We start from the raw sequence: 24184 nt of genomic DNA on the forward strand, positions 1-24184 counted from the left end.
CGTCGAGATTTACTGCTACGTCGCCTGCAGGAAATTGAGGGGGCAATACGTAACTTAAAAACTGAACAAACCAATCTCGATTGACATCCGGAGTCATATCAGTGCTTTTGCTTCGAGAATATGCTCTCCACGGGCAATGGCATGAGGTGCCGCCGAGGGACCACCCCGAGGGATTCGCTTCACATGCGACGTTGGTCGCGTACTCCGGCGACCAGTCTGCTAGGGTTGCAGTGATTGCCGCGGTGATGCCGGGCGCCTTGCAGATGTTGCGCAAGAACGCCCTGGTTGCTGCGAGACGTCAATTCTGTGCGTCTTCGTTTGGCGATCTTCCAGACTGACCATGCTTCCCTGGGTCATAAAGAAGGTGTCTCCTAGGTATTCCTTGACTGTACCGATAGCGTGACGTATTGGGCCAAGGCGACGACCGTCGTTCTGCGAACGTCCGCTCTTCCGCACCGAGCTAGGGAGCGGCGGTTCGCAAGGACGGACATTCCATATGGTCAGTGAGACGCGCGGGCTTTCAAAATTTCCACGAAAAATCAGGAAATGCGTGGATTCTTCTTATGACTATCCTCGTTAGGGGGTGAGGGCAAAGTGGCTTGTAGTAGTTTGCCGAGAAGACGCAACATTAATAACAAGAAATTGCTTGTTTTCTTTGGTGCGGTCATTGGCGATCCTCCATGTTTTGAGTTGAGTTGGAAAGGCTCAGTTCTATTCATACAGGACATACATGCCATTCTTCGGTTTCCCAGTTTCCTCTGTTGAGGGTAAGGCTAAACAACATGTGGAGCCATCGCGGCTGCTCATGGCGGTGCTCTCAGGCGTGTTGTGCTCTGTGGGTGCCTTGGGGAGTAGCAACGCACTGGCGGCTGATGGAAGTCAGGTAGTGGGTGGTCAGGCATCGGTTACGCAAGCACCCGGACAAACGACCATTAATCAGAGTTCGGATCGCGCCATCATCAACTGGCAAAACTTCAATATAGGGCAAGGCGAAGGGGTGCGTTTCAATCAACCCAGCGCGAACTCTGCCACCTTGAACCAGGTTGTGGGCAATAACGCCGGCCCCACAAGCATACAAGGTCTCCTGCAGGCAAATGGACGTGTGTTCATTGTCGATCCAAACGGGGTGGTATTTGGTAAAGGTGCTTCGGTCGATGTTGGCGGAATAGTTGCCTCCTCGATGGGCATTAACAACCAGGACTTCATGTCGGGGACACAACGGTTCAAATTTAGTGCTAGCACCACGCGCCCGGGTGTTGTTCAAGTGGAGCAGGGGGCTCAGATCACGGCCAAGTCGTTCGTTGCTCTGCTCGGCAGTGTCGTGAATAACGCAGGCACCATCGCCGCCGGTGCAGATCCGAATGCGCAGGACCGCAGCATTGCGATGGTGGCGGCCAACGCGGCCACAATTCAGTTGGGCGGCTGGAACGTCTCGGTTGATCAGCCAGCGATGGATGCGCTGGTGACGAACTCCGGTGACCTCGTGATTGGTCAATCGCAAGGGGATGGCTCGATTCTGCTCAACGCTGCAGGCGCGAATGCGATCATGAGTGTGCTGCTGGAAAACACTGGTCTGATCAATAATCAAAGCCGCGGTGCGGGCAGTACCACGGCACTACTCTCGACCGGAGCGGTATCCCACGCCGGGGAGCTCAATGCGTTGGGTGGCAAGGTCGAAATGCACAGCGGCAGCAATATCACCATAAGTGGCAATGTCACAGTGGGAGATGATAAGACGGCCGATCCGGTTATCGTGGAGATTGGTGACGCGAACACGGGGCACGTGAGTCAGGCTGAGTCGAGCACGATCACGGCTAATAGTCAGGCGGACGCGCAGATCAATATGGCAGCGCAGAAGGTGCTAGCGCTGTCAGGTCAACTCTTTGCACCGAACAATGGAAGTATTTCACTGGCTTCTGTCATTTTGGACACAGGTTTGCTGGTGCCTGTGGCTGACACAATTAATCTGTCCGGTGTTCAGGCGATAGCCAAGCTACCCGTTTTTACGGAGGACGGGTCGAGTGTTTATCTCGGTAAGGACGGAAATTTCTATACTGAGTCCGGCATTGTTCTTGATCCAACTACGCATCTATATGACTCCATCGAACGAAGCCGAAAAGATCTTGGCGAAATTGGGCATCGACTTGCCTCGAGCGGAGAGTTCTTCGATGCAATGCCTGTAGAGGTGGGGTTCATAAAAAGTGGAACGCGAACGGAAGTCGCCGGAGTTAGTGTTGTCGCGACCAGTATGAAGGTAAGGCGTGGGGATGCCTGGATTCAGCTATTTGCGGATTCGTCGACTGATCAATGGGAAAATGTGGATGGCGTCAAATTCATTGATAATAATGGCGGAAGATTGGTCGCGGGAGATTTGGTGGAGACAGGCGACGGGAAGGGGGCGTTCACTTTTACGGGGCTTGTTGGCTCAAACATAGTTACCGATGACGAGCATCCCAGGCTCCTGTTTCGTGATAAATCGGGAAAATTCTTCTTTGCTGACAAGGGCGACACGTTCGTGGAGACTCGCCCGGATAATGAAGAATGGGGAATAGCTCGAGTGAGGATTGCAGGTATTGCAAAAAAAGAAGGCGGCAGCGGATTCTATCTATCCTCTGATGAGAGTGGTCATGCATTGGTGCGCTTATCGCCGCGTTTTGAGTGGTTGGCAGTTTCGGACGATGCCTTAAAGGCGATTGCAAAGTATGGTATGCAGGCTGAAGTAAGTATCTCAGTTGATGGTGTAGAAAACAAGCCGATCAGCGTTGGTGGTGTAATTTACTTATATGATGGCTCCAGTTATTCTAAGTTAAGAGAACAACGATCAACAACGCTCAAGATCTTCGATGTGGAGGGTGGTGGTCGTGAGCTAATAGGGAAAGTTGTCACTCTACCAGGTGGGCGAGATATAGTCATAGAGTCTAAGACTGGTATCGTATTTGATGCGAGACAAGGGCTTCCAATCGATGGTGATATCGTGAAGGATGCGAGGGGGAATGCTCTTAATATCGCTTATGACGAATCAAGCGAGAAGTACTTCTTCGTAACTAAAAAAGATAGTCGACGCGTAGAAGACGGTGAGGTACTGATATCTAGTTTAGGTAGCGTTAAAAACGCTGTTAACGTAAGTAACGAATTGGGAAATGCGAAAATTGCCGGAGGTGATACGTCGAAGCTCGTGGCGTTGATACTGGCTGCGCAGGCGCGCAAGGACGCGTATGACAGGGATGCAAAGGCCTGGACGGAAGGTCAGCCACGTCGGGATGCGCTCGAAGCGATAGGCAAGATCGCGGATCCGGAAGTCAAGCGGGAAATAGAGTCGCGGGATAAGGCGAAGGCGTACGCTGATGCAGCGGCAGTCAACAAGGATGCGGCATCTGTGCTTGCGTTGGTTGAGGCTGAGAAATCGCGCAAGGACGCGTATGACAGGGATGCAAAGGCCCGGGCGGAGGGTCGGCCACATCGCGATACGCTCGATGCGGCCGAGCGCGCTCGAAGCGCAGCTGAGGAGGATGTCGACTGTTCTGATCCCCGCCATAGCTCCTCAATTTCATGCTTTGAAAGGCAATGACTGGCTGTGCTTCAGGATGGAAGCGCAGTTATGGACCTGCTTTTGAGGCTGGAATTAGAGAAAATATAAGTTGTAGAAGGCTTGTCATTTTCTTACGTCACAACCTTGCAAGGAGGGGAAATATCAGAACAGTAAATGGAAGGTTGACGAATGATAAGCGAGGGGGCTCCCATCTGAGATGGTGATCCCTTAGCCGAGCGGCATCAGGTCGATGATATCGAGCACGGAGTCTAGGTTAATAACTGGCAGATTAATGCTATGGCGATGATATATTTATATATCAGCCAAATTATCGTGGAGAAATAAATGGCAGTCCAAATTGATGGTGCTTTGGCAGAAGGTTGGGTGAGGGCGGAATATAATTCAAAGCTCACTCTAAAAGATCCTCAGAGTGGTCATTTCTATTATTTCGATTCATCAGATCTACCATTGGGATTAGAGATTTCGCGAAATGGAGAAATCTTTGGTACTCCAAAGCGTGTCCACGCTGGGAGTGATAGCTGCTATGTGAAAGTTTACGAAGTTGCAAGTGAGACTGCGAAGCCGGATATTAATGCGGTCCCTGTGGCTGAAAAGGAATTTTCAATTGTAATTCATGCGCCATTTGAAGTACTACCGCTCCCAGATGCAGGGGTCCCCAGTAATTGGCTACGGATGAATTCAAGCATAAATATTCAATTTAGCGTTAGTTTAAAAAATCAAAAAGTAGCTGGCGATTGGGAGTGGTCTTACGATCCGCCATTAAAGGGAATAGTTTTAAACAAGGATACGGGGGTGCTCTCCGGAAAGCTGGATGATTCGTATGCTCCCAAGGCGGTAGACGGACATGCCTATACCGTGAAAATAAGCGCTATTTCAAAAGGCAATAAAAATAAGGCCGCCGTTTCCGAAACGCATTGCTTAGTTGTATATCCAGAGTTGGGTATTAACGTAAGCCATCCTCACAAGCCGGTTCCGAAGAAACTATTCGAGGCATTTGCTGTTGCGACGAATGCGGGGAGAACGCCGACGCAAGGGTTGATATACGAACTGAAGGCTGCAGATCCCCAAGATAAGCGCTTGCAGTGGCTATCTATTGATAAAGATACTGGAAAACTCTCCGGCACGCCGGACCTAAAGAGCGAAAACCCCGGAAAGCCATTGAAGGCGAAGGTCCGTGTACGCGATCTGGCGGGATTTTCTGCGGAATCGCCGGAAATTGACTTTATTGTCAAAGATTTAATCGGGATCATGTTGGTAGCATCGCCCGATCCAGCTAAGACAATCGCGTTTCCCGGTGAGGAGATAGATTGCAAAATTTCTAGCGATGACGGTTCGATTTTTCCGTGGAGGGTATTAAAGACACTTCCTGATACCCACGGCGGGATAACTATAGATAAAGATGGCAAGGTTAAGGGTATTTATCCTGTCGCGCCAAAGGATATGCCGGGTGGAAATTTTAGTATCTGGATTAAAGCGGAAGACTCAGATGGCGCTAACAATGGTGCCGAGGGCCAAGAATTCGCTTTTCCTTTTGGAAAGCGAATTACTATAAACAGCCTGGACAAAAGGGATATACCGACGGTAGAAATGTCGTCTGAAAGGCCAGTATACGAGGACTTCTCCCGAGGCGCAACTGGAGCGCCATTTACGAGTATAAGTATTACACCTCTGAAACCAGAAGAAGGAGTGGCGAGGATCGAAAAAGGCACGGTGGTTGCGTTTTTCCCAGGGACCAAGGAAGGGAAAATTGATGTGAAATATAAAATTAACAACGCCCACGATTCCGCAGACGGTGTTTTGTCATTCAAGGTAGTCAAGAGGTTGTTGCGCGCTTTGCCCGCCGCGCCAGTCAATGTTTCACCAGGAAAGGCAGTATTTGCAGAGTTGCCGACTGAAACTACCTCCGATGAGTTGAGTATTCAATATGCGTTATACGTACCGCCTAGTCGAGGGATCCTGATCGAGCAAGCGGTGCAAGGGGGGAAATTCGGTGTGAATATAAAGGTGGAAAAGGACGTGGATGCTGGCCAAACGAGTGTTTTGAATTATGTATTGGTTTCTTCAGATGACCAGGTTTCCGGGGTGAATAAGCTCAAGATCAATATAGTTAAGGAGCAACCGAATTAACCATAAAGTATATTAACGAGTTGCTAGGCATGGAATGCATGCGCGCCCACACTGTGGTTAACAAGGAGCGCGCATGCAAACCTTGTATTGCAAGCCGCCGCTTGTTCTTCCAAGCTAGACGCAGCGCGGGTCACGCACTTGGCCGGCGTTGTTGATACTGATCGATTGTTTAATCCTTGGTCTGAGGTAAATGAGATCTGCCGTTGACGGCCTCAATGTGCGGGGGTGAGTAATGGCCGCAAGCAGCCGCAATGCATAACTATGGGTCTATTAGGCCGTCTTTGGTTGCGCGCACAACTGCTTCGACACGAGTGGCGACACCGAGCTTCTCGCGGACGTTGTCAATATGAAAGTCAACTGTACGTTTTGTAAGGCCGAGGATAGTTGCGATTTCACTGGACGTCTTTCCGCGTGCAGACCACGACAATGTCTCAATCTCCCGTTCGCTTAGCAACACGTGAGGCAACGAGCGATTCAGAATTTTAGGCGCACGTGCTAAGCGAGCCTTGATAATACTTTCAAGAATATCAAAATCCACTGGCTTGGTCACATAGTCGTCTGCACCGAGGCGTCGACCCTTGAGTTCGGCGTCGCGCTGTGCCAGTGCAGTCAGGAACACAAACGGAATATCGGCAAAGCGTGGTGCTAACGAGCGCAGGCGGGTCAGCAGCGCAAAGCCGTCTATGATGGGAATACCGACATCGCACAACACTAGGTCGGGTGGTGTGCGCAAAATCGATGCAAAGCCACGCTGGCCGTCGTAAGAAACAGACACTTGGTAGCCTCGCTCAGCCAATTCCTCGTAAATAAGTGACGCGGTTTCGGCATCGTCCTCAATACAAAGGATTTGTCTGGATGCTGTATCAGAAGGAGCGCACATAGTGATATTTTTTCAACTGGTGATGAGCGCTTGTAGGCGAATGATGTCGCAACTCAGCGCATGATAAATCCAACCGCAAGCATGGGAAATGAGGCTGTCTACAAGGCGGCCACGTCACGCTTCGCATCGTTCAGTTGCCTGCGTGTGCGGCTGCCATTGGTGTTTATGCTGTTTCTGTTGCTTGTCGTTGGGCTTGGTGCGTTCAGTATCGAGCGCTTGGGAAGCTTCTACAACGTTTCGAAGCAGATTAGCACTCATTGGTTACTAATCAATAGAATATTGGGAGACCTCAACAACGATATCTCCGATTTTCGTGCCACGGAGGGCGAACTTCTGACCGCACGCGGCGACATGGATCGGCGCAGAACCGCAGAGGAGTTGATAGCGCTGGATGTGACGATAGCCGATGCGAGCGTGCGCTACGGGAACATCGAGCATGACGCGCGGGAATTGGAGCATTACGCCCAGTTCGCCACGCAATGGCGAGCCTATCGAGAGTTGGCGGACCGTGTCATGGAACTGGCGCAGCGAGACGACAAATCCAAAGCGATCGCGCTGTACTATCAGGAATCGCGGCGCGCTTTCACGCTGGCGAATGCCACGTTGACCACGTTGACCGAACGCAACGCGGCAGGCGCAAACGATGCCACGCTGCGCGAGGCGCAGGCGTACCTGCGCGCGCGCGACCTGATTCTGATTGGCATTATTGTTGCGATCCTGCTGCTGATTGCAGGGGTACTCTACTTTGTCACCGCCGTGATTAATCCGATCGCGGAGTTGGTCAACTGCATGCACCGGGTTACCGATAACGAGACCGATATCGATATTCCTTTGACTGAACGCGCCGACGAAGTGGGTGAAATCGCTTGCGCCGTGCGGCGATTCCGTGACAATACAGTGGCGCTGGCTGAGAGCCGGATGGCGCTGACGGAGCAGGCGCGTGCGCTGGAGACGACGCTGGGTAACGAGCGACGCGTGGCCGAGCTGCAGCGCAACTTCGTGTCGATGGTGTCGCATGAATTTCGCACGCCGCTGACGGTGATCGACGGGCAAGCGCAGCGACTGAGCCATCTGTCGGATGCAATTTCCATCGGACAAGTGGCTGATCGCAGCGCGCGTATCCGTGCCTCGGTGAAGAAGCTGACGGCTTTGATCGATGACATGCTCGGTGCGGCGCAGACGCTGGATGCTGCGACGCCGAGCGCATTGAGACGATCGGAAATATCGCCGCGGCTGTTGCTGCAGGAAGTTTGCGACATGCATCGTGAAAGTGTGCCCGGTGCTGAGATCATCGATCAATGGCGCATGGATGCGCCCGAAGTCATCTACGGCGATGCGCGTTTGCTGTTCCAAGTGTTCAACAACCTGATTGGCAACGCCATCAAGTATTCGCCGCCGGAATCGCCGGTGAGCCTTGAGGTGGCACGCGAGGGCGATGTGCTGGTCGTGAGTGTGTCGGACTGCGGCATCGGCATTCCGGAGGCTGACCTGGCACATGTATTCGAGCGCTACGTCCGCGGTGGTAACGTCTCCGGCACGGCGGGCGCCGGCGTGGGACTCTACATCGTCAGGCTGGCCGTCGAGCTGCACGGTGGCACGGTCTCCGTGACGAGCATAGAAGGCGCCGGATCAAGATTCACGGTGCGACTGCCTGGCGCGAAGCAAGCGGCGCAGACGTGATACTCGCCACGTCGGTCTGGGCGGAGCGGTTCCACCAGCCGCCACCCAATGCCTGGTACAGCGCAACGGTATCGACGTAGCGTGCGGCCTGGGCCTGCGCCGTGGCCTGCGTGGCGGTCTGGAACGCCTGCTCGGCGTTCAGTACGGCAAGCACGTTGACGAATCCGGATGAGAGTTGCTTCTGCGTGATGTCCAGCGTAGTGCGTGCGGCCTGCTCCGATGCGCGCGCGGCTTTCAGCGTATCGGCGTCGTTGTGGATGGCGTGAAGCGTGTCGGCCACGTTCTGGAACGCATTGATGACGGTGCCACGATACTGTGCCTCGGCCTGGTCTAGCGCGGCATCGGCCGCGTGCTTGCGGGCGATCAGCGTGCCGCCAGCGAAGAATGTCTGTGCTGCGTTTCCGGCCAGACTCCAGAATACGTTACCCGATGCGAACATCTGCCGGAACGCCGTGGCGGTCCCTCCCTGTGTTCCAGTGATTGTGATCTGCGGCAGCATGTTGGCGATGGCCACACCTACCAATGCCGTTGCAGAATGCAGTTGGGATTCGGCGGCGCGTACGTCGGGACGCTGGCGAACCAGATCGGAAGGTAGCGACACGGGCAGGGTGTCGGGCAGCGTGAAGTCCGCGAAAGTAAACGTCTCGTCGAACGGCTCGGCAGGCAGCTTGCCAGCCAGCGCGGAAAGCAGGTCGCGTTGCAATGCTAGCTGCTTGCGCAGGGCGGGCAACGCCTGTTCGGCTTGCGCAAGCTGGGTACGTGCGGCGGCGACGTCGAGTCCGCTAACGTATCCGAGTGCAAACTGCTTTTGCAGAATATCAAGAAGCCGTGTTTGCACTGAGACGACATGCTCCTGCGCGTCGATCTGCGCGCGGAGTGAGGCTTCCTGGATCGCGGCGATGCTGATGTTTGATGAAAGCGTCAAGTATGCAGCCTCCAGTTCGAAACGCTGGACATCTTCTAGGGACCGCAAAGACTCCACCTGTCTCGAGTTCAGGCCGAAGATATCAAGTGCATAGGCTATGCTCAACTGGGAAGTATGTAGGCTGTACAGTGCATCGCCAGATGTGAGTGAGGGCGACAAGGTGCTCACCGGCTCTCGCCTTCGCAATGGAGAATAGGAAGCGCCCAGCGTTGGAAAGAATGCTCCTTGCTGTGCACGCATTTCGGCATGGGCTTGCCGCAAGGCGCCCTGTGCGGCGGCGATTGTCGGACTCGCACGCATGGCCGACCCGATGACCCAGTCTAGTTTATCCGAATGCAACAGCGTCCACCATTGTTCGGGAATCGCCATCGCCACTACAAGTTGCTGTGCATTTCCATCTTTCCCCATCGCAGTTGCAGTTTCGTTTAACAGAGGCGTCCGCGTATAGCCAGGTGTGGTGGGCGACACAGGCTGGTGAAAGTCCGGCCCTACGGCGCAAGCCGCAAGGAGGCATATGGCGCCTATTGCCAAGCTGCTGCGGACACTTCGTACGACGGGGCGAGATAGAAGGTTGCTACGAACTGGGATCATGGTCCTTCAAAAGATCTGACATTCGCGAATATTAGAAGCGAGGCAGGGCCGCGTCACTGCGATTTGTCACAGTAGACCGGTCGCAATTCTGCTCGCATTATGCGGGTCATTGAAAAATTAAGAATCAAATGGGGTGGGATACTATGCGTATCGATGGCAAATCTGCCTTGGTCGGTGCCGGGGTCGCCATGGTGGGGCTGGTCGTGATATTTGTCGTGTGGCAGCAGTCCGGCGCCCTAAACGGGAGGGAGCGAGTGTATGCGGGGAGTAAGGCGCACGCTTTCAAAGTCGCCTCGCTTGATTCATCGGTGACACTGAGCGCAACGCAGGCGAATACTGTCAAAGTGGTGGCCGTGCAGCAATCCGAATTTTCCAACCGGCGCGAGACGGTCGGCAGCATCGATTTCAACCAGGACCGCTCGGTGCAGGTGTACTCGGCCTATCAGGGTAAGGTGCGTAATGTGTACGTCAAGGTGGGCGACGATGTAAAGAGAGGCGCCCCGCTCTATGACATCAACAGCTCGGACTTGGTGCAGGCGGAATCGACGTTGATATCCGCCGCTGGCACGCGCAAGCTGAACGCCCGCGCGCTGGAGCGGGCACGCCAGTTGTTAGAGATCCAGGGCATTGCACAGAAGGACGTGGACCAGGCCGTGTCCGACCAACAGGCGTCCGAGGCTGCGTACAAGGCCGCGCGCGACGCCGTAGCGATCTTTGGCAAGACCGATGCCGACATGAATCGCATCATCGCGCAGCGGCGTACTGACGCCACGCTGACCGTGTTCAGCCCGATCGCTGGTCGCGTGACCGCGCGAAATGCGCAGCCGGGGATGTTGGTCCAGCCCGGCAACGGCACCGCCCCGGTGATCGTATCCGACATTTCGACGGTCTGGATGCAGGCCTTCGTGTCCGAGGCGGATACCCCATTGCTGCGCGTGGGACAGTCGGTGACGGTCAGGGCGATGGCGCTGCCTAATCGCACCTTCACGGGCACCATCACGACGCTGGGGGCCAGCATCGACAACACGACGCACCGCATGCAGGTGCGTTCTGAGGTCAGGGACCCCGGACATGAACTGCGTCCCGGCATGATCACGTCATTCGACATACGCACGGGCGATCCCACGCGCTCAGCGGCCGTAGCCGCGGACGGCATAGTGCATGAAGGGGACGGCACGATGACCGTCTGGGTCACGCGCGACCAGCGGCGATTCGAACGTCGCATAGTCACTATCGGCACGACGCAGGACGGGCTGGTGCAGGTGCTGAGTGGGCTGACACCCGGAGAACTGGTCGCCAGCGAAGGCGCCGTGTACCTGAGCAACGCCGCGCCACTATCTGCCCAATAGTGATTTGGGTCGTGTAGCTGCATTGCGCATAGCTTTCCAATATTGAGAACATCGTGCTGACGAACATTCTTCGGCTGTCGCTGACGCGGCGACCGCTTATTCTGATTTTTCTCCTAGTCTTTGCCGGCGCCGGGCTGTTTGCCTATTCGAAGCTCAATATCGAGGCCTATCCGAATCCCGCGCCTGTGATTCTAGAGATTACCGCACAGGCGCCAGGGTTGTCAGCCGAGGAGATGGAGCGCTACTACACGGTGCCGATGGAAGTGGGTCTGGCCGCCACGCCCGGCGTGGAAAGCATCCGCTCCACGTCGTTCTACGGCCTGTCGTTTGTGCGAGTGACGTTTCGCTATGGCGTCGACTACTACTTCGCATATACACAGGCCGCACTGGCATTGCAGCAGAACGTGAGCCTGCCCAACAACGTGCAGCCGCAGATCCAGGCTTCGAGTCTGGTGGGCGAAATCTACCGCTACCAGCTCAAGGGCCCCGACCATTTCGGGCTGACCAATCTCCGCACGTTGCAGGACTGGGTGTTGCAGCGCCGGCTAAAGACCGTGCCTGGGGTGATGCAGGTGGTGAGCTGGGGCGGCACCACAAAGGAATACGACGTCGAGGCGGACCTGAACAAACTCGATGCGTACAACATCTCGCTATCGCAGATGATCACGGCGCTTGGTAACGCCAATATCAACGTGGGCGGGCGTACCATCAATCTTGGCGAGCAGTCCGTCAACATCCGCGGCGTGGGCCTGATCGAGAGCTCAAAGGATATCGAGCAGGTAGTGCTCACGCAGAGCAATGGCGTGCCGGTTCAGGTCAAGGACGTGGCGAAGGTCAAGATCGGCTTCGCGCCTCGCCTGGGAAAATCGGGCCGCGACAACGAGGACGATGTGGTGACTGCGGTCGTGGTCATGAACCGCACGTTGCAAACCAACGAGGTGGTGGCCCGCGTCAAGGATGAAATTGAGAAGATCAATGGCGATGGTACGCTGCCTGCCGGCGTGCATATCGATCCGTATTACGACCGTTCCACGCTGGTGGGCGTGACAACGCACACCGTGCTGCACAGCCTGCTGTTCGGCTGCCTGCTGGTATTCTTCATCCAGTGGGTGTTCCTGGGCGACTTGCGCAGCGCCATCATCGTCAGCATCAACATTCCGTTTGCGCTGTTCTTCAGCATTATGATCCTCGTGCTGCTGGGCGAATCGGCGAACCTTTTATCCGTCGGGGCGGTGGACTTCGGGATCATCGTCGATTCGTCGGTGATCCTGGTCGAGAACATCTTCCGAAACTTCCAGTTGCCGATAGTGGAGCAGCAAAGGCTGTTGATGGGTCGCGACGGACGTGCCCTGGGTAATGGCATGTCCGACCGGCTGCGGATGATCTTCGTCAGCGCGTTGCAGGTGGATAAGGCCGTCTTCTTTTCCGCGGCCATCACCGTGGCGGCGTTCGTGCCGCTGTTCACGATGCAAGGCGTGGAAGGCCAGATCTTCGGGCCGATGGCGCGCACGTATGGGTACGCGCTGCTGGGCGCACTGATCGCGACGTTCACGGTCACGCCGGTTCTTTGCTCGTACCTGCTGCCGAAGCATATCGAGGAAAAGGAGACTTGGCTGGTGCGCAAGTTGCACCGCGTGTATGCGCCGGCGCTGAAATGGTCGTTGGGCAACAAGCGCATGTCGGTGACCATCGGTGCGGCGGTGCTTGGCATCGCAGTAGCGATGATGCCATTGCTGGGCACGGAGTTCCTCCCAGCGCTGGAGGAAGGCAACCTGTGGATTCGCGCCACTCTGCCGCCCACCGTGTCGCTGGAGGCCGGGATTCCGCCGGTGGCGCGCATGCGCAAGATCCTGCTGTCGCATCCGGAGGTGGCGACGGTGGTCTCCCAGCACGGCCGCCCGGACGATGGCAGCGATGCGGCGGGCTTCTTCAACGCGGAGTTCTTCGTACCGTTGAAGTCCTTCGACGAGTGGCCGGCAGGCATGACCAAGGATAAGCTCGTCGCCCAGGTGCAGAAGGAATTCGCCGACGAGTTCGCGGGGATTTCGCTGAACTTCTCACAATACATCCAGGACAACGTGGAAGAAGGCTTGTCCGGTGTGAAAGGCGCAAACTCTGTGAAGATCGTCGGGCGGGATCTGCCGACGCTGGAAAGGCTTGCCGACCAGGTCATGTACGAAATGGGGCAGATCCGCGGGGTGGCGGACTTGGGTGTGTTCCGCGTGCTGGGGCAGCCCAATCTGAACATCAAGGTCAATCGCGAGGCGGCGGCGCGCTACGGGCTCAACACGGGCGACGTGAACGCAGTGGTACAGGCGGCGCTAGGCGGCGCACAAGCCACCACGGTGCTGGAAGGCGACAGACAATTCGCCCTGACTGTGCGCATGGCGCCCGAGTATCGCGGCAGCATCGACGCCATTCGCAACATCAAGGTGGCGTACCAAGTGGCGGGCGGCAGCAATGCCTACATTCCGTTGAGCGCGCTGGCCGATGTATCGCTCGATACCGGGGCGTCGTACATCTATCACGAGCGCAACCGGCGCTATATCCCGATCAAGTTCAGCGTGCGCGGGCGAGATCTGGGCAGTACGGTGGCCGAGGCACAGGCGCGCATTGCGCGCGCTGTCAAACTGCCCGAGGGATATCAGATCACCTGGGCTGGCGAATTCGAGGAGCTGGAGCAGGCGAAGAAGCGACTGGCGCTGATCGTGCCGATCAGCATCGTGATGATCATGGTGCTGCTGTATGGCCTGTTCAATTCGTTGCGCGATAGCGTGATGGCGCTGGCCGGCATTCCGTTCGCCATTTCTGGCGGCGTGCTGGCACTGTTCGTGACGGGACTGGATTTCAGCATATCGGCCGCCATCGGCTTCGTCTCGCTGTTCGGCGTGTCGGTGATGGACGGCATCCTCATGATCACCTACTACAACGAGTTGCGACAACAGGGCGAGTCATCCGAAACGGCAATGTCGCACGCTGCTCAGCAACGGATGCGACCGATGCTGATGACGGCGTTGTCCGCGTGCATCGGACTGTTCCCTGCGGCGCTCTCCACCGGCATTGGCAGCCAGGTGCAGAAGCCGCTGGCGACGGTGGTGGTTGGTGGCATGCTCATCGGGCCGTTGATGCTCCTTGTCATTGTGCCAGCGCTTCGGCTCTTGCTAGGGAAACGCTGATCGATGATGTCGGCGAGCGGGGATGCTAATGGGCCAGTCCTCGGCTTTCGTAATGTGAGTGAAGACAGCCAATTCAAAGACGGCACTTGTGTCGCTTCGAACTGTTCCTCTGCACTGTGGCCGCTTAGGACGGATTGTGCTCCTGTTGGCCCAACAACCGCTTTGTCGCGAGCAAAGGACTGCGTTTTGGATACACGGCTCGTAGGCTGCGGTGTACACAACGCTGTGCACCCAGTCCGAGGCGCGTCGACGACGACGCGGGCCTTCATAACAAGGCTTGCCCCTTTTGGTCGACGGTGGCGCTGCTCCAAGAAATTGGAGCAAAGGCGAGCACAATGCGCCTTCCGAATTCCTTGATCCTATTAACCTTACTCATTTCAGATACGGCAAGGGCGGTTTCAAGAGCGAAGTGCAACACCTCGCAGATTATTGAACGGCAAGCTGGTCTGAGGGATTCGCGAGTACCTGCGCGAGGACTTGCAATGGGCTGTGCCAGTTCAGGGTCTTTCGTGGCCGGCCGTTGAGGCTGTCAGCGATAGCGTCAAGTTCGTCCTGCGGGTAGATGGATAGGTCCGTGCCCTTGGGGGAATACTGGCGTAGAAACCATTGGTGTTTTCGCATGTGCCGCGCTGCCAAGGGCTGTGTGGATCGCAGAAGTACACGCGGACGCCGGTAGCGGCGCTTCGTTCGGCGCGCCGGGCTATCTCGTGGCCCTGGTCGTAGGTCAACGTCTGGCGCAGAGGCGCCACCAGTGATTGCAGCTTTGCTGTGAAGCCGGCCAGGGCCGAGGCCGCGGTGGCGCCGGACATCTTTGACCAGCTGCACCCCACGGCTCATGCGCTCGACCAGCACGCCAACGGCGGAGCCGTTACCCGCTCCCTTGATGCGATCGCCCTCCCAGTGTCCGGGCATGAGCCGATCGTTGACCTCAGGCGGACGCACATGGGTGCTGACCTTATCGGGAATCTGGCCGCGTCGGTCGGTGCCGCGCGAGTGCGGCAGGCGCTTGGCGTGGCCCTGGCGCAGACAGACGATGAGCTGTCGACGCAACTCCCCGCGCGGGTAGGCGTGAATGGCGTTGTAGATGGTTTCGTGGGACACATTGAGGTCGGATTGGGCAGGAAAGGCGCGCTTGAGCGTAGCGGAGATTTCCTGAGGTGACCACTTTTGCTGGAGGAAGTGGCGTACCACGCCCCATAGCACGGTGTGCTCACTGAGCTTGGTCGCTGCACGGCCGGCCTGTCGGCGTTGCACCCGGCGCACTTGAGCGGATAGTACGGGCTCCTACAGCCGCTACGAGCCACGATCACCGCACCACGCTTCCCATCTCCGGAAGAAGCGCTGACGGCGGTTCACGTGCTTCTTGCCGTGGGCGTTCCCTGCCTCCGTAGAACTGATCCATCGATTCATCCGATGGGGAAATGCTAGGTCACGTGCTTATCGTTGATATCTATTTCCCGCAGCTGATCTACAGGTACCGGGCGCAGTGTCCTAGAAGCAGCGACAGCGTGGGTGAATGTCTCTTCGAGTGGGCTCCGGAAGTCGGGCGCGAGCTTACCGCCAAAGAAATTCTCCTCAAGAGTGACATCATCGGGAAACCAGCGTGCTTCGAGGAGCTTTCCCGCATGCGCGGCCAATGCAAGCACCCCCGGCGATGCCAGCGTGCTTGCAATAAGCGTTGCGGGTAACACCGCAACACCCGCATTTATGCTGGGCTTACCGAATGCGCCAAAGCGTAATGGTGTGTCGCCCATAGCCCAACTCTTTAGCCGGGATAGCCCCTTGGCGCCACGATAGATACCAGACGCGCGGTGGGTGCCTGGTTGTAGCCAAGCGAAATTAGGAACTCCGGTGGCATATAGCCCATCAAAATCCCCTGATTCAAGCATACGACTCACCGTTCCGATCAGCGACACCAATTCAGCCGGCGGCATGGCGGCGTCCATTGGCCCCATGCCCAGCGAAGCCGATGCTGTGACGTCAAGAAACTCCAGCACATTTCGGACTACGATTTCCCGGTCATTGTCGACGCACACCATGTGATAGCTGTCTTCTAGAACGAGCATGCGCGCGAGTCCGGCGCGCGTCTTGCCGCCAATGTGCTTGACTAGGTAGGTGGCCGACCGCAGGCTGGTCAATTCGTCCTCTCGCGCATGCACCACAAGCGTCTTGCAGGCGATCTGGTCCAGGCCATCCATTACCATGCCGCGGAGGCGGTCCACTTCGCGTATACACGCAAGCGGCACCCACCGATAGTGGAAATTCTCGCCACGCTCGAGTTTGGCCTTGACGATGGCGCGCAACTGAGCGTTCTTTATGCCGAATGGATCTTCCTCCATTACCTTCATACGCTCGGGTACACCGGGAATTCGATAAAGGGCGGCACGGGCGCCGCGATACCACGGCGTGGCCCACCCATCGATATAGACTGGTGGTGCCAGCATCACGAGCTTGCCCTTGTCATGGTGTTCGCGTTTGGCGATCTCGACGGCCAACAGCGACCCCATACACATTCCCATCAGATGTAGCACATCATGTTGGTCGCGCACCTCGTAGTACTTACGGCGTACCGCTTCGAGCCAGTCTTCTACGCGTACGCCAGCCAAGTCTTCAGGTCTCGTACCGTGGCCCGGCAGCGTCAGCGAATGGGTAACAAGACCTGCGTTTCTCAGGCGCTTGTGCATTGAACCAAGGTCATACTGGGTCCCACCAAGGCCGTGAATTAGGAGGACCCCAGGCTTACGCATGGTTGGTCTCCATGCTCGCAGGAGAAATTGTCTGTAGCAAGCAGGCCACGCGCTCGACTGTCCCATCAGGACCGCGCACTGGTGCTAGCCGCGTCTGCACCTGCAGGTCGCGGTCGCCGAGGCGGATGTCATAGGACCCGGCGCTGGCATTACGCCGTCCGCTGATCATGGCATCCCACTCAGCTCGCACCAGGGCCCGATCTGCGAGATTGACGATATCAAGCCAGTCACAAATATTGCGTATTTGTCCTACTTCAGGTCCAAGTACGGTATCGGCTGATTCCCCCCAGACTGCAGCACCACTGACTGCATCGAACTCTACGCTGGCAACGCCGTTTGCCACCAGAGTGCGCTCATAGCGAAGCTGCCATTCGCGCGCCATGATCAGTGCGGTGCGCCGGTCAGAGTTCAAGGCTTGACCCACTAGAAGCAGCGCGGCCCAGATCGACACATAGGCTTGAACCTCGATGACCGATTCGCCGGGGAAACCCTCGCTAACGACAAACGGCCCTTTCCCATTGGCTGTCAGCCAGACGACTACTATGGCCCCAACTAGCGCGGCAACTGACCCCCCGCGGGGACCCCAAAACATCGAAGCGAGCACAAGAAAGGGCATTGGAAGGTAGGCCAGCGTCGGCGCTACAGCGCCGAATCGGTCCTGCGCTCCCTCGTTGAACACGGTGAGAACTGCGGTGATAAACAGTGTGAACATGACGGTGCCGCTCAAGAAGAGTCGTACTGGCATGCCACCAGAGCGTCTCACCGAAAAATCTTTGAAGCTGACGATCACGGGCACAAGAAGCAAGATGCCCAAGACTGTCGAAAAGGCCCATGCACGCCACTCTCTGTTGCTTGCAGGATTTCCTATAGGGCTAATCCAACGCCAAAACTCGTTGGCCAATGCAGCGCCAATCACGCCCGTAGCAATTGCGCCTATCACCATCATTGCGGCTCGTGCAATCGGCTTCTGAGCCTGTGTTGGTTCGGGATATTGTGAAGTCGCTAGCCAAGCGCCTAGTATGATGCTACTAGTTTCAATAGAGCCGAATACTAGAGCGTGGGCCCATGGGAGCGAATGCCATGTCCTTCCCCAAATAGTGGCAGCAAATAACGTGCCCATGACTACCGCTAATCGTTCGCTACGGGGGCTAACGATCCAGGCGCCGAAGCTGACACCGGATGCCAGCCACACGATGACCGTTTGGGTATTTGCCGCGGCCATATAGGCAGATAGGATTCCCACAACAGGGTAGGCTCCTGTCACTAACATTGTCACGACTACAATGCGCATGCGTGTTGGATGCATCTTAAACCCATAAAGTAGTCGAGACGCAAGGTATTCTGTCACGATATCAATGATTATCTGAATTCTGTCTTTCAGCGATCCTTATCATCCAGATAGCGTAATGCTTCTGTGGCATCGCTGCCGGGGGCAATCGAGCTTGCCTTTGTGCGTGCTGGTCTCAGCAGACTATATATAGGATCGCCCAAATACTATCATTTACGCATAAGATCGCGTATCAGAAAATTCTCTCAAATTATCGAAATAAATCTACATTTGAAAATGTCAATAATTAACTAATGCCCTGATACAGGGGGGGTGATATTTTGATTTGTAGCCATCTATGCAAGATTAGGGTGGTGCTTGACTAGGTGGCAGGTTCATGATGGGAGGTTGGTATTGAAAGTCAGTGTGATTGATACAAATCGTGATCGATTTGTAGAGATTTGCGATTTACTAAAAAATTCGAGATTTGAGTGCGTTGCATTTGATATGGATGTGCAGGGCAATGAGGATGTGAATACGAGGAATTTCGACATACTAATTATTAGATCGCCTGAATTTAGTTCATCAGCTCTGACCCTTGCGCAGAGTTTTCGTCGTCGGTGCGGAGTAGACATTGCTATCGTCTATATAGCTAGCCAGATTGAATATTTCGAGGAGTTGATCGCAATAAAAGCAGGAGTAGATTTATGCATCAGGGGAAGCATTTGCCGGACGACCCTATTGGCTTGTCTTGACATGTTGGCGACTCGTTTGGTAATTAACTCTGCGAAGGCGGGTGGGACGCTGCATCTGGGAAATTATCAAGTTGATTCGTTGTCTCGTGCTGTTATGGTGAATGGATGCGCTGTGGCTCTATCGGAGCGGGAATTCGATCTGGTGGGGTTTTTATTTGCGAATATTGGAAGGAGCGTTTCCAGATGTGATATTGAGCGGGCAATTTGGGGGAAATTGTTGTGTCCTTCGCGCTCTTTGGATGCATACCTTTCTCGTATTCGTAAAAAGATGGTATTTTGTCGTGATAATGGTGTGGTTCTGAAAACACTCTACGGTAAAGGTTATAAGCTGGATCTCGCCGGAAATATCGATTGATGGCGAGTAGTAGCCCACCGACTCCGTGCTGGTCAGGGCCGGTCTGAGTGGGGCAAACGGAAGGATCAAGGACTTCCACAACATCGGGGTCACGCCCGGGCGTTCCCGCTCGACATGCCCGACCCCGTTGAGGCTGGCTGGCGGAAGACTCCGGTGCTGCGAACTTCGATGGCCTGCTGGCAGGTGTTACCGAGATGGGAGCGGCTTCTTTCGAGGGACCCGCCGACCCTTACTGTTCCAGGACGTGCCAAAGGAGCTGCGACATTTCTTTGGCCCCGTCATCGCTAACGTCGCGTTCTCGGAAGACTCCAAGGGCCAGTGGGGGCGCGCATGGTGGCCCGTGACGTTAAGTTAAAGGAGTACGCGCCACGTCGGGCCGCCGAAGCGGGATCCCTGCTAATGCCCAAAGCCTAGTACTAGCGGCAACACGTACGGCGCGTGGGCGGTGTATGCCGGCCTGCGGCTGCGGGAGGGGATGCGTCAGAAGTGGCGGCGATTGGACTGTCCGGACCGCTACTGACCGCGCGCGAGGCTGAGGTCATGGCTTGGGTAGCGTGCGGCAAGACCCATAGCGATGTGGCGGGAATGTTGGGCATGAGTCCGCGTACCGTGAACCAGCGCCTAGTACACTCCCGGCATGCTGGTCAGGACCGGTCAGAGGGGGTGAGCAAGTACCAGTCGTTCGACCTCGGCGGCCACTTTGTCCCGTTGTTTGTGCAGGGCGGCGAGTTGCTGAGCTAGGCGTGGCATTGCCAGGCCGGGCAGATAGGCAATCGGGACGCCGTCATCGCGGGCGACGGCCGCCGGCAGCGCATCAATTGTGGCTGGTTGATCGATGGCGAAGAGAGGGCGGCCATGCACCTTGAGCTAATCGATGAGGGCGCGCGGCTTTGCTTCGTCGTTAGGTGGCGCCCTATTGTACAGGCGCTTGGCGTTCCGGCCGAGTGCAATGGCAGGATGCTGGCCTTTGCCGACGAAGACATCGACGGCGTCATGTTGTTGGGTTTCTTGCATCGAAGTTTGTGCAGATTGAATGAGTTGGCCTGCAACAACTGTAGCAAGTCTCGGCATCCACGTTACGGACGGCCTTGGATATCCCTGCCGAGTCCCTATTGGCGATCACCAGCTACCCACCAGACCCGGAGCATACCCCCGGATCATGGTCGACTGGGGGGGAATAATGCCGGTCCTGGCTGGCCAAAGCGCTCATTGACGGGGCATGAAGATAGTAACGGCGGTGAAGGCATCCTGGCGGCTAAGCGCCAGCCATTCGTCATCAGTACTTTGACGAAGTCGATGTTCGGATGATTCTTAAAGGCGCGCCTGACAAGCGATCGACAATCGAAGGAATTCCGTTGGCGGGGCAAGCCGCATCAACGAAGTGCGGGCAAGTTCAAGGCTCTCAACTATGAGTAGATTCTTGGCGCAGGAACTCTCGCTCAGCTCTCTTCACGCTACTCTTTCATCAAAAAAAGACTCCCGCCGACCCCGGGGAAAGGTGGCGGGAGTTGAGGGAAGCTGTATCCATAAATCTAAGCAGATTTCATCCTAGCGATAATCTATTAGACTGTGGACGAGACTTTTCTTGTTTCCGCTCCAAGGAAAATGAACCATGAAACCGGAAACAGCCCACCTCCAATCAATTAGGCTGTTCAGGGATCGGGCAACGTCGGGGAATTCGACTACGTTTTAGCTAGTAGATGGGTTCGCCGAAACTTGACTTAGCCACTGAGCGAACCGGTTGAGCCCATCCAGGTCGGAGCGCCATTCGGGCCAGCGCAGGTAGTACGCGCGTGGCGCTACCCACGGGTCGTCCCATAGGCAGACGAGCTTTCCCGAGTCCACGGCATTGCTGGCAATGAAGTCTGGTAGCAACGCGACCCCCAACCCCTCAACGGCGCCGTTGAGCGCCATGGACAGCAGCGCATATCGCGGGCCCCCATTTAAGTGCGATTCCGAGATGACCGTGTCAAGCCCTACCTGGGCCAGCCAGCCCGGCCACGCCTCCATTACCGTCACGCGGCGGATGAGTGTGTGACCACGGAGCAGCTCACCCAGCTGCGAGCGTGTCAGTGCCCGGTTGCCAAGCCGTTTGGTGCGCCGGAAGTCCTTGAGGACGGCCGGCGCCACGTATGGCCGCAGTTCGGCGCGCAGCACCAGATTCGCGGCAAGACCGGGCATCGGACCGCTGCAGAATTCGATGGCGGCATCGTCTTCGCTTGTGGCGAAGTCCACCGTTCCCACGCGCGTTGAAAGATTCAGGGTGATGTCGGGATTGGCTGCCACGAAGGACTGCAGGCGCGGCATGAGCCAGTAGTTGCCGAAGCTGGAGGATACCGACAGATTCAGGGAGCCACCGCGCCCACCGGTGGTAATGATGCTCTCCGTTGCACGTTCGAGTTGCCGCAGGATCACCGACGTGTCATTCCAGTACTTCCGGCCGGCCTGGGTCAATTCCAGTCCACTGCGCCGACGCACAAACAACTGCACGCCCAACTGACGTTCGAGCAGCAGGATGTGATGGCTGACCGCGCCCTGCGTGAGATGCAGGTCATCGGCTGCGCGCGTAAAGCTGCGCAGCCGTGCGCTGGCATCCAGGCATCGCAGCGCCGTCATGGAGGGCAGTCGACTCATCCATTAAATCCTTTGATGCAAGACGCAAAAAGATTGGTTTGCGTCCGTGCTTGTTGTCCCAATAACATCAAAGCATTGTCGCACGGACGATAGGATGGATCGGGCAAGCTCCCTTTTGCGGTGCATCATTTTTTCTGATGCACCAGTCTTGCAAACTAACCTTGGCGGTGAGCACTAAGCCAGTGCGATACGCGCTTTGGACAGATCACGAAGGCAAGAGATGATTCGAACGGCACAGTGGAAAACGGCGCGTCGGATGGTGGCAGGCATTTGGGCGGCGATCGCTGCGATGACGGCCTTGGGCGTCAGTCAGCAGGCATGGGCGGAGTATCCCGACCGGCCAATCAAGTATGTCTTGAGCTCTGGGGCCGGCTCGGCACCCGACACGCTGATGCGGCTCATTCTGGAGGACGTTGGCAAGCGCGTCGGAACGGCCATCGTCATCGAAAACAAGTCGGGCGGCGGCGGCCTGATTGCCATGCAGGCCATCGCCTCGGCCACGCCCGATGGCTACACGATCGGCCACGGCAACACGCAGACGCTCGGCATCAATCCATCGTTGTCAAAAGCCGGCCTTGCCGCGGCCAATCATGTGGACCTTATTGTCCAGACCGGATACACGCCGAACCTGCTCTCCGTGTCGCCATCGCTACCCGTGAGCTCGGTCGGCGAGCTGATTACCTACGCGAAAGCCAACCCCGGCAAGCTCGTTTTCGGCTCGGCAGGCAACGGCACGTCGGGTCATGTCGGCGCGGAACTGTTCAAGTACATGACCAGGGCGCAGATGGTGCATGCGCCCTACAAGACGGCGCCAGCGGCGGTCAACGACGTCATGGCCGGTCACGTCGATCTCGTGTTCGACAACATTGCTGGCAGTCTGGCCGCCGTAAAGGGTGGCAAGCTGAAGCCCCTCGCAGTGACCAGCCAGAAGCGTTCCCCGCTGGTGCCGAACTTGCCGACGGTGGCGGAAGCGGGCGTTCCTGGCTTCGAAGTGATCGCATGGTCCGGCATTATCGGCCCGAAGGGCATGCCGCCCGCCGTCGTGCAGAAGCTCAATACCGCCGTCAATCAGTCGCTCAAGGACCCACACGTCGTCAAGGGTATGCGAGAGCTTGGCTACGAAGTGGTGGGCGGCACGCCGGCCGAGTTCTCAGCCTGGGTCAATCGTGAGCGCTCGAAGTGGGCCGATGTGATTCGCAGGTCCGGTGCCACGACGGACTGACCGCGCCAACGTCGCCGCATCTCTTGTTTTTCCTTCTACAAAATCAATGAGGCACTCTGCCTCGGAGTACGCTCGTATGTCAGTTCTGGAGACACTTGCGGCCTGGACCACCAGCCGTGAGCATGTATGGTCCGACATCGCCTTGACACGCGCGATGCACGCGTTCGGCGACACGATTGCCTGCATGGTGGCCGGGAGCGTCGACCCGGTCAGCACCAAGGTGGCGCAAGGCCTGAAAGCGTGGGGAACGGGCAGCGCCACCGTCCTGGGTACCGACGCCACAGTCCCCGCGCCATGGGCTGCCATGGTCAACGGCACGGCCGCGCACGTGCTGGAAATCGATGACAATTTCTATCCGGCACTCACCCACGCATCTGCCGTTCTGGTGCCCGCACTGATGGCGCTGGGCGAGGAAATCGACGCCAGTGGTGCGGATCTGCTCGACGCCTATATCGTCGGCGTGGAGCTGCATGCGACGCTGGGCCGCGGCGTCAACCGCTCCCACTACTTCGCGGGCTGGCATCCGACAGCAACAGTGGGCTGTATTGGCACGGCAGGGGCGTGCGCTCGCCTTCTCAAGCTCGACGCCGCGCAAACGATGGCCGCGATGAGCCTGGCTGTGAGCATGGCTTCCGGCAACAAGGCGCAGTTTGGCACTGAGGCAAAGTCGTTTCAGTGCGGCATGTCGGCATCAAACGCAATCGTGGCGGCGCGGCTAGCCGCTTCCGGCCTGGAAGGCAATCCCGAAGTGTTGGAAGACCCGCAAGGATTCCTTTCGCTCTATGGCGGTCCAGCACCGCGCGGCTGGGACGAACCGCTGAAAAAGCTTGGTAAGCCACTGGCGCTCGAGGAGTTCGGGCTGGCCCCGAAGCGTCACGCATGTTGTGGGTCCGCGCACAACGCCATCGACTGCGTGCTCGATCTGA

14 protein-coding genes and 2 pseudogenes are annotated in these 24184 nt (G+C 56.8%); 9 read left to right on the top strand and 7 right to left on the bottom strand.

The genetic code is table 11. The features are described from left to right. Positions 1–730 precede the first annotated feature (730 nt). Complete coding sequence (locus AC3FLX_RS30920) at positions 731–3568, top strand: filamentous hemagglutinin N-terminal domain-containing protein (RefSeq protein WP_488701131.1); 2838 nt, start codon at positions 731–733, stop codon at positions 3566–3568. Between the two features lie 306 nt (positions 3569–3874). After that, positions 3875–5677, top strand: coding sequence for a hypothetical protein (locus AC3FLX_RS30925; RefSeq protein ID WP_488701132.1), 1803 nt, complete (start codon positions 3875–3877; stop codon positions 5675–5677). A 259-nt stretch (positions 5678–5936) separates the two neighbouring features. Here the strand turns inward: AC3FLX_RS30925 and AC3FLX_RS30930 are convergent, their stop codons facing one another. Next, a complete protein-coding gene (locus tag AC3FLX_RS30930) occupies positions 5937–6557 on the bottom strand; it encodes a response regulator transcription factor (protein ID WP_488701133.1) in 621 nt (206 codons plus the stop codon). A gap of 60 nt (positions 6558–6617) precedes the next feature. Between AC3FLX_RS30930 and AC3FLX_RS30935 the strand changes: the two genes are divergently transcribed. After that, positions 6618–8237: a sensor histidine kinase gene (locus tag AC3FLX_RS30935; RefSeq protein ID WP_488701134.1), complete on the top strand. Its 1620-nt coding sequence runs from the start codon at positions 6618–6620 to the stop codon at positions 8235–8237. Here AC3FLX_RS30935 and AC3FLX_RS30940 read toward each other — a convergent pair. After that, positions 8194–9753, bottom strand: a complete 1560-nt coding sequence (locus AC3FLX_RS30940; protein ID WP_488701135.1) for an efflux transporter outer membrane subunit — start codon at positions 9751–9753, stop codon at positions 8194–8196. The genes AC3FLX_RS30935 and AC3FLX_RS30940 overlap by 44 nt on opposite strands. Positions 9754–9896: 143 nt before the next feature. Here AC3FLX_RS30940 and AC3FLX_RS30945 point away from each other — a divergent pair, with 143 nt between their 5' ends. Further along, positions 9897–11102 (top strand): efflux RND transporter periplasmic adaptor subunit, encoded by a 1206-nt coding sequence (locus AC3FLX_RS30945; RefSeq protein WP_488701136.1) that lies wholly within the window; start codon positions 9897–9899, stop codon positions 11100–11102. Between the two features lie 53 nt (positions 11103–11155). Further along, positions 11156–14278 (top strand): efflux RND transporter permease subunit, encoded by a 3123-nt coding sequence (locus AC3FLX_RS30950; RefSeq protein WP_488701137.1) that lies wholly within the window; start codon positions 11156–11158, stop codon positions 14276–14278. A gap of 426 nt (positions 14279–14704) precedes the next feature. Here AC3FLX_RS30950 and AC3FLX_RS30955 read toward each other — a convergent pair. From AC3FLX_RS30955 to AC3FLX_RS30965, 3 genes and pseudogenes are all read right to left on the bottom strand, one after another. After that, a pseudogene (locus tag AC3FLX_RS30955) lies at positions 14705–15553 on the bottom strand (IS30 family transposase); the annotation flags it as partial. Between the two features lie 149 nt (positions 15554–15702). Then, the gene (locus AC3FLX_RS30960; protein ID WP_488701138.1) at positions 15703–17091 is read right to left on the bottom strand and encodes an alpha/beta hydrolase; all 1389 of its coding nucleotides are present in this window, start codon (positions 17089–17091) and stop codon (positions 15703–15705) included. Next, positions 17018–18331 (bottom strand): MASE1 domain-containing protein, encoded by a 1314-nt coding sequence (locus AC3FLX_RS30965; protein ID WP_488701145.1) that lies wholly within the window; start codon positions 18329–18331, stop codon positions 17018–17020. The genes AC3FLX_RS30960 and AC3FLX_RS30965 overlap by 74 nt, the downstream gene beginning before the upstream one ends. Before the next feature lie 375 nt (positions 18332–18706). On the opposite strand from AC3FLX_RS30965, the gene AC3FLX_RS30970 reads away from it, so the two are divergent. Both AC3FLX_RS30970 and AC3FLX_RS30975 read left to right on the top strand, forming a co-directional pair. Next, the gene (locus tag AC3FLX_RS30970) at positions 18707–19402 is read left to right on the top strand and encodes a winged helix-turn-helix transcriptional regulator (RefSeq protein WP_488701139.1); all 696 of its coding nucleotides are present in this window, start codon (positions 18707–18709) and stop codon (positions 19400–19402) included. Between the two features lie 486 nt (positions 19403–19888). Further along, positions 19889–20143, top strand: a complete 255-nt coding sequence (locus AC3FLX_RS30975; protein ID WP_488701140.1) for a helix-turn-helix domain-containing protein — start codon at positions 19889–19891, stop codon at positions 20141–20143. Here the strand turns inward: AC3FLX_RS30975 and AC3FLX_RS30980 are convergent. Next, positions 20137–20473 (bottom strand): annotated as a pseudogene (locus AC3FLX_RS30980) (IS110 family transposase); the annotation flags it as partial. The gene AC3FLX_RS30975 and the pseudogene AC3FLX_RS30980 sit on opposite strands and share 7 nt — an antisense overlap. A 618-nt stretch (positions 20474–21091) precedes the next feature. Then, positions 21092–22036, bottom strand: a complete 945-nt coding sequence (locus AC3FLX_RS30985) for a LysR substrate-binding domain-containing protein (protein WP_488701141.1) — start codon at positions 22034–22036, stop codon at positions 21092–21094. Between the two features lie 289 nt (positions 22037–22325). Between AC3FLX_RS30985 and AC3FLX_RS30990 the strand changes: the two genes are divergently transcribed. After that, a complete protein-coding gene (locus AC3FLX_RS30990) occupies positions 22326–23258 on the top strand; it encodes a Bug family tripartite tricarboxylate transporter substrate binding protein (protein WP_488701142.1) in 933 nt (310 codons plus the stop codon). A gap of 76 nt (positions 23259–23334) precedes the next feature. Next, positions 23335–24184 (top strand): MmgE/PrpD family protein (locus tag AC3FLX_RS30995; RefSeq protein WP_488701143.1); only part of this gene is annotated, 850 nt, incomplete at its 3' end.

It is taken from the genome of Cupriavidus sp. 291-E7, from assembly GCF_057798835.1.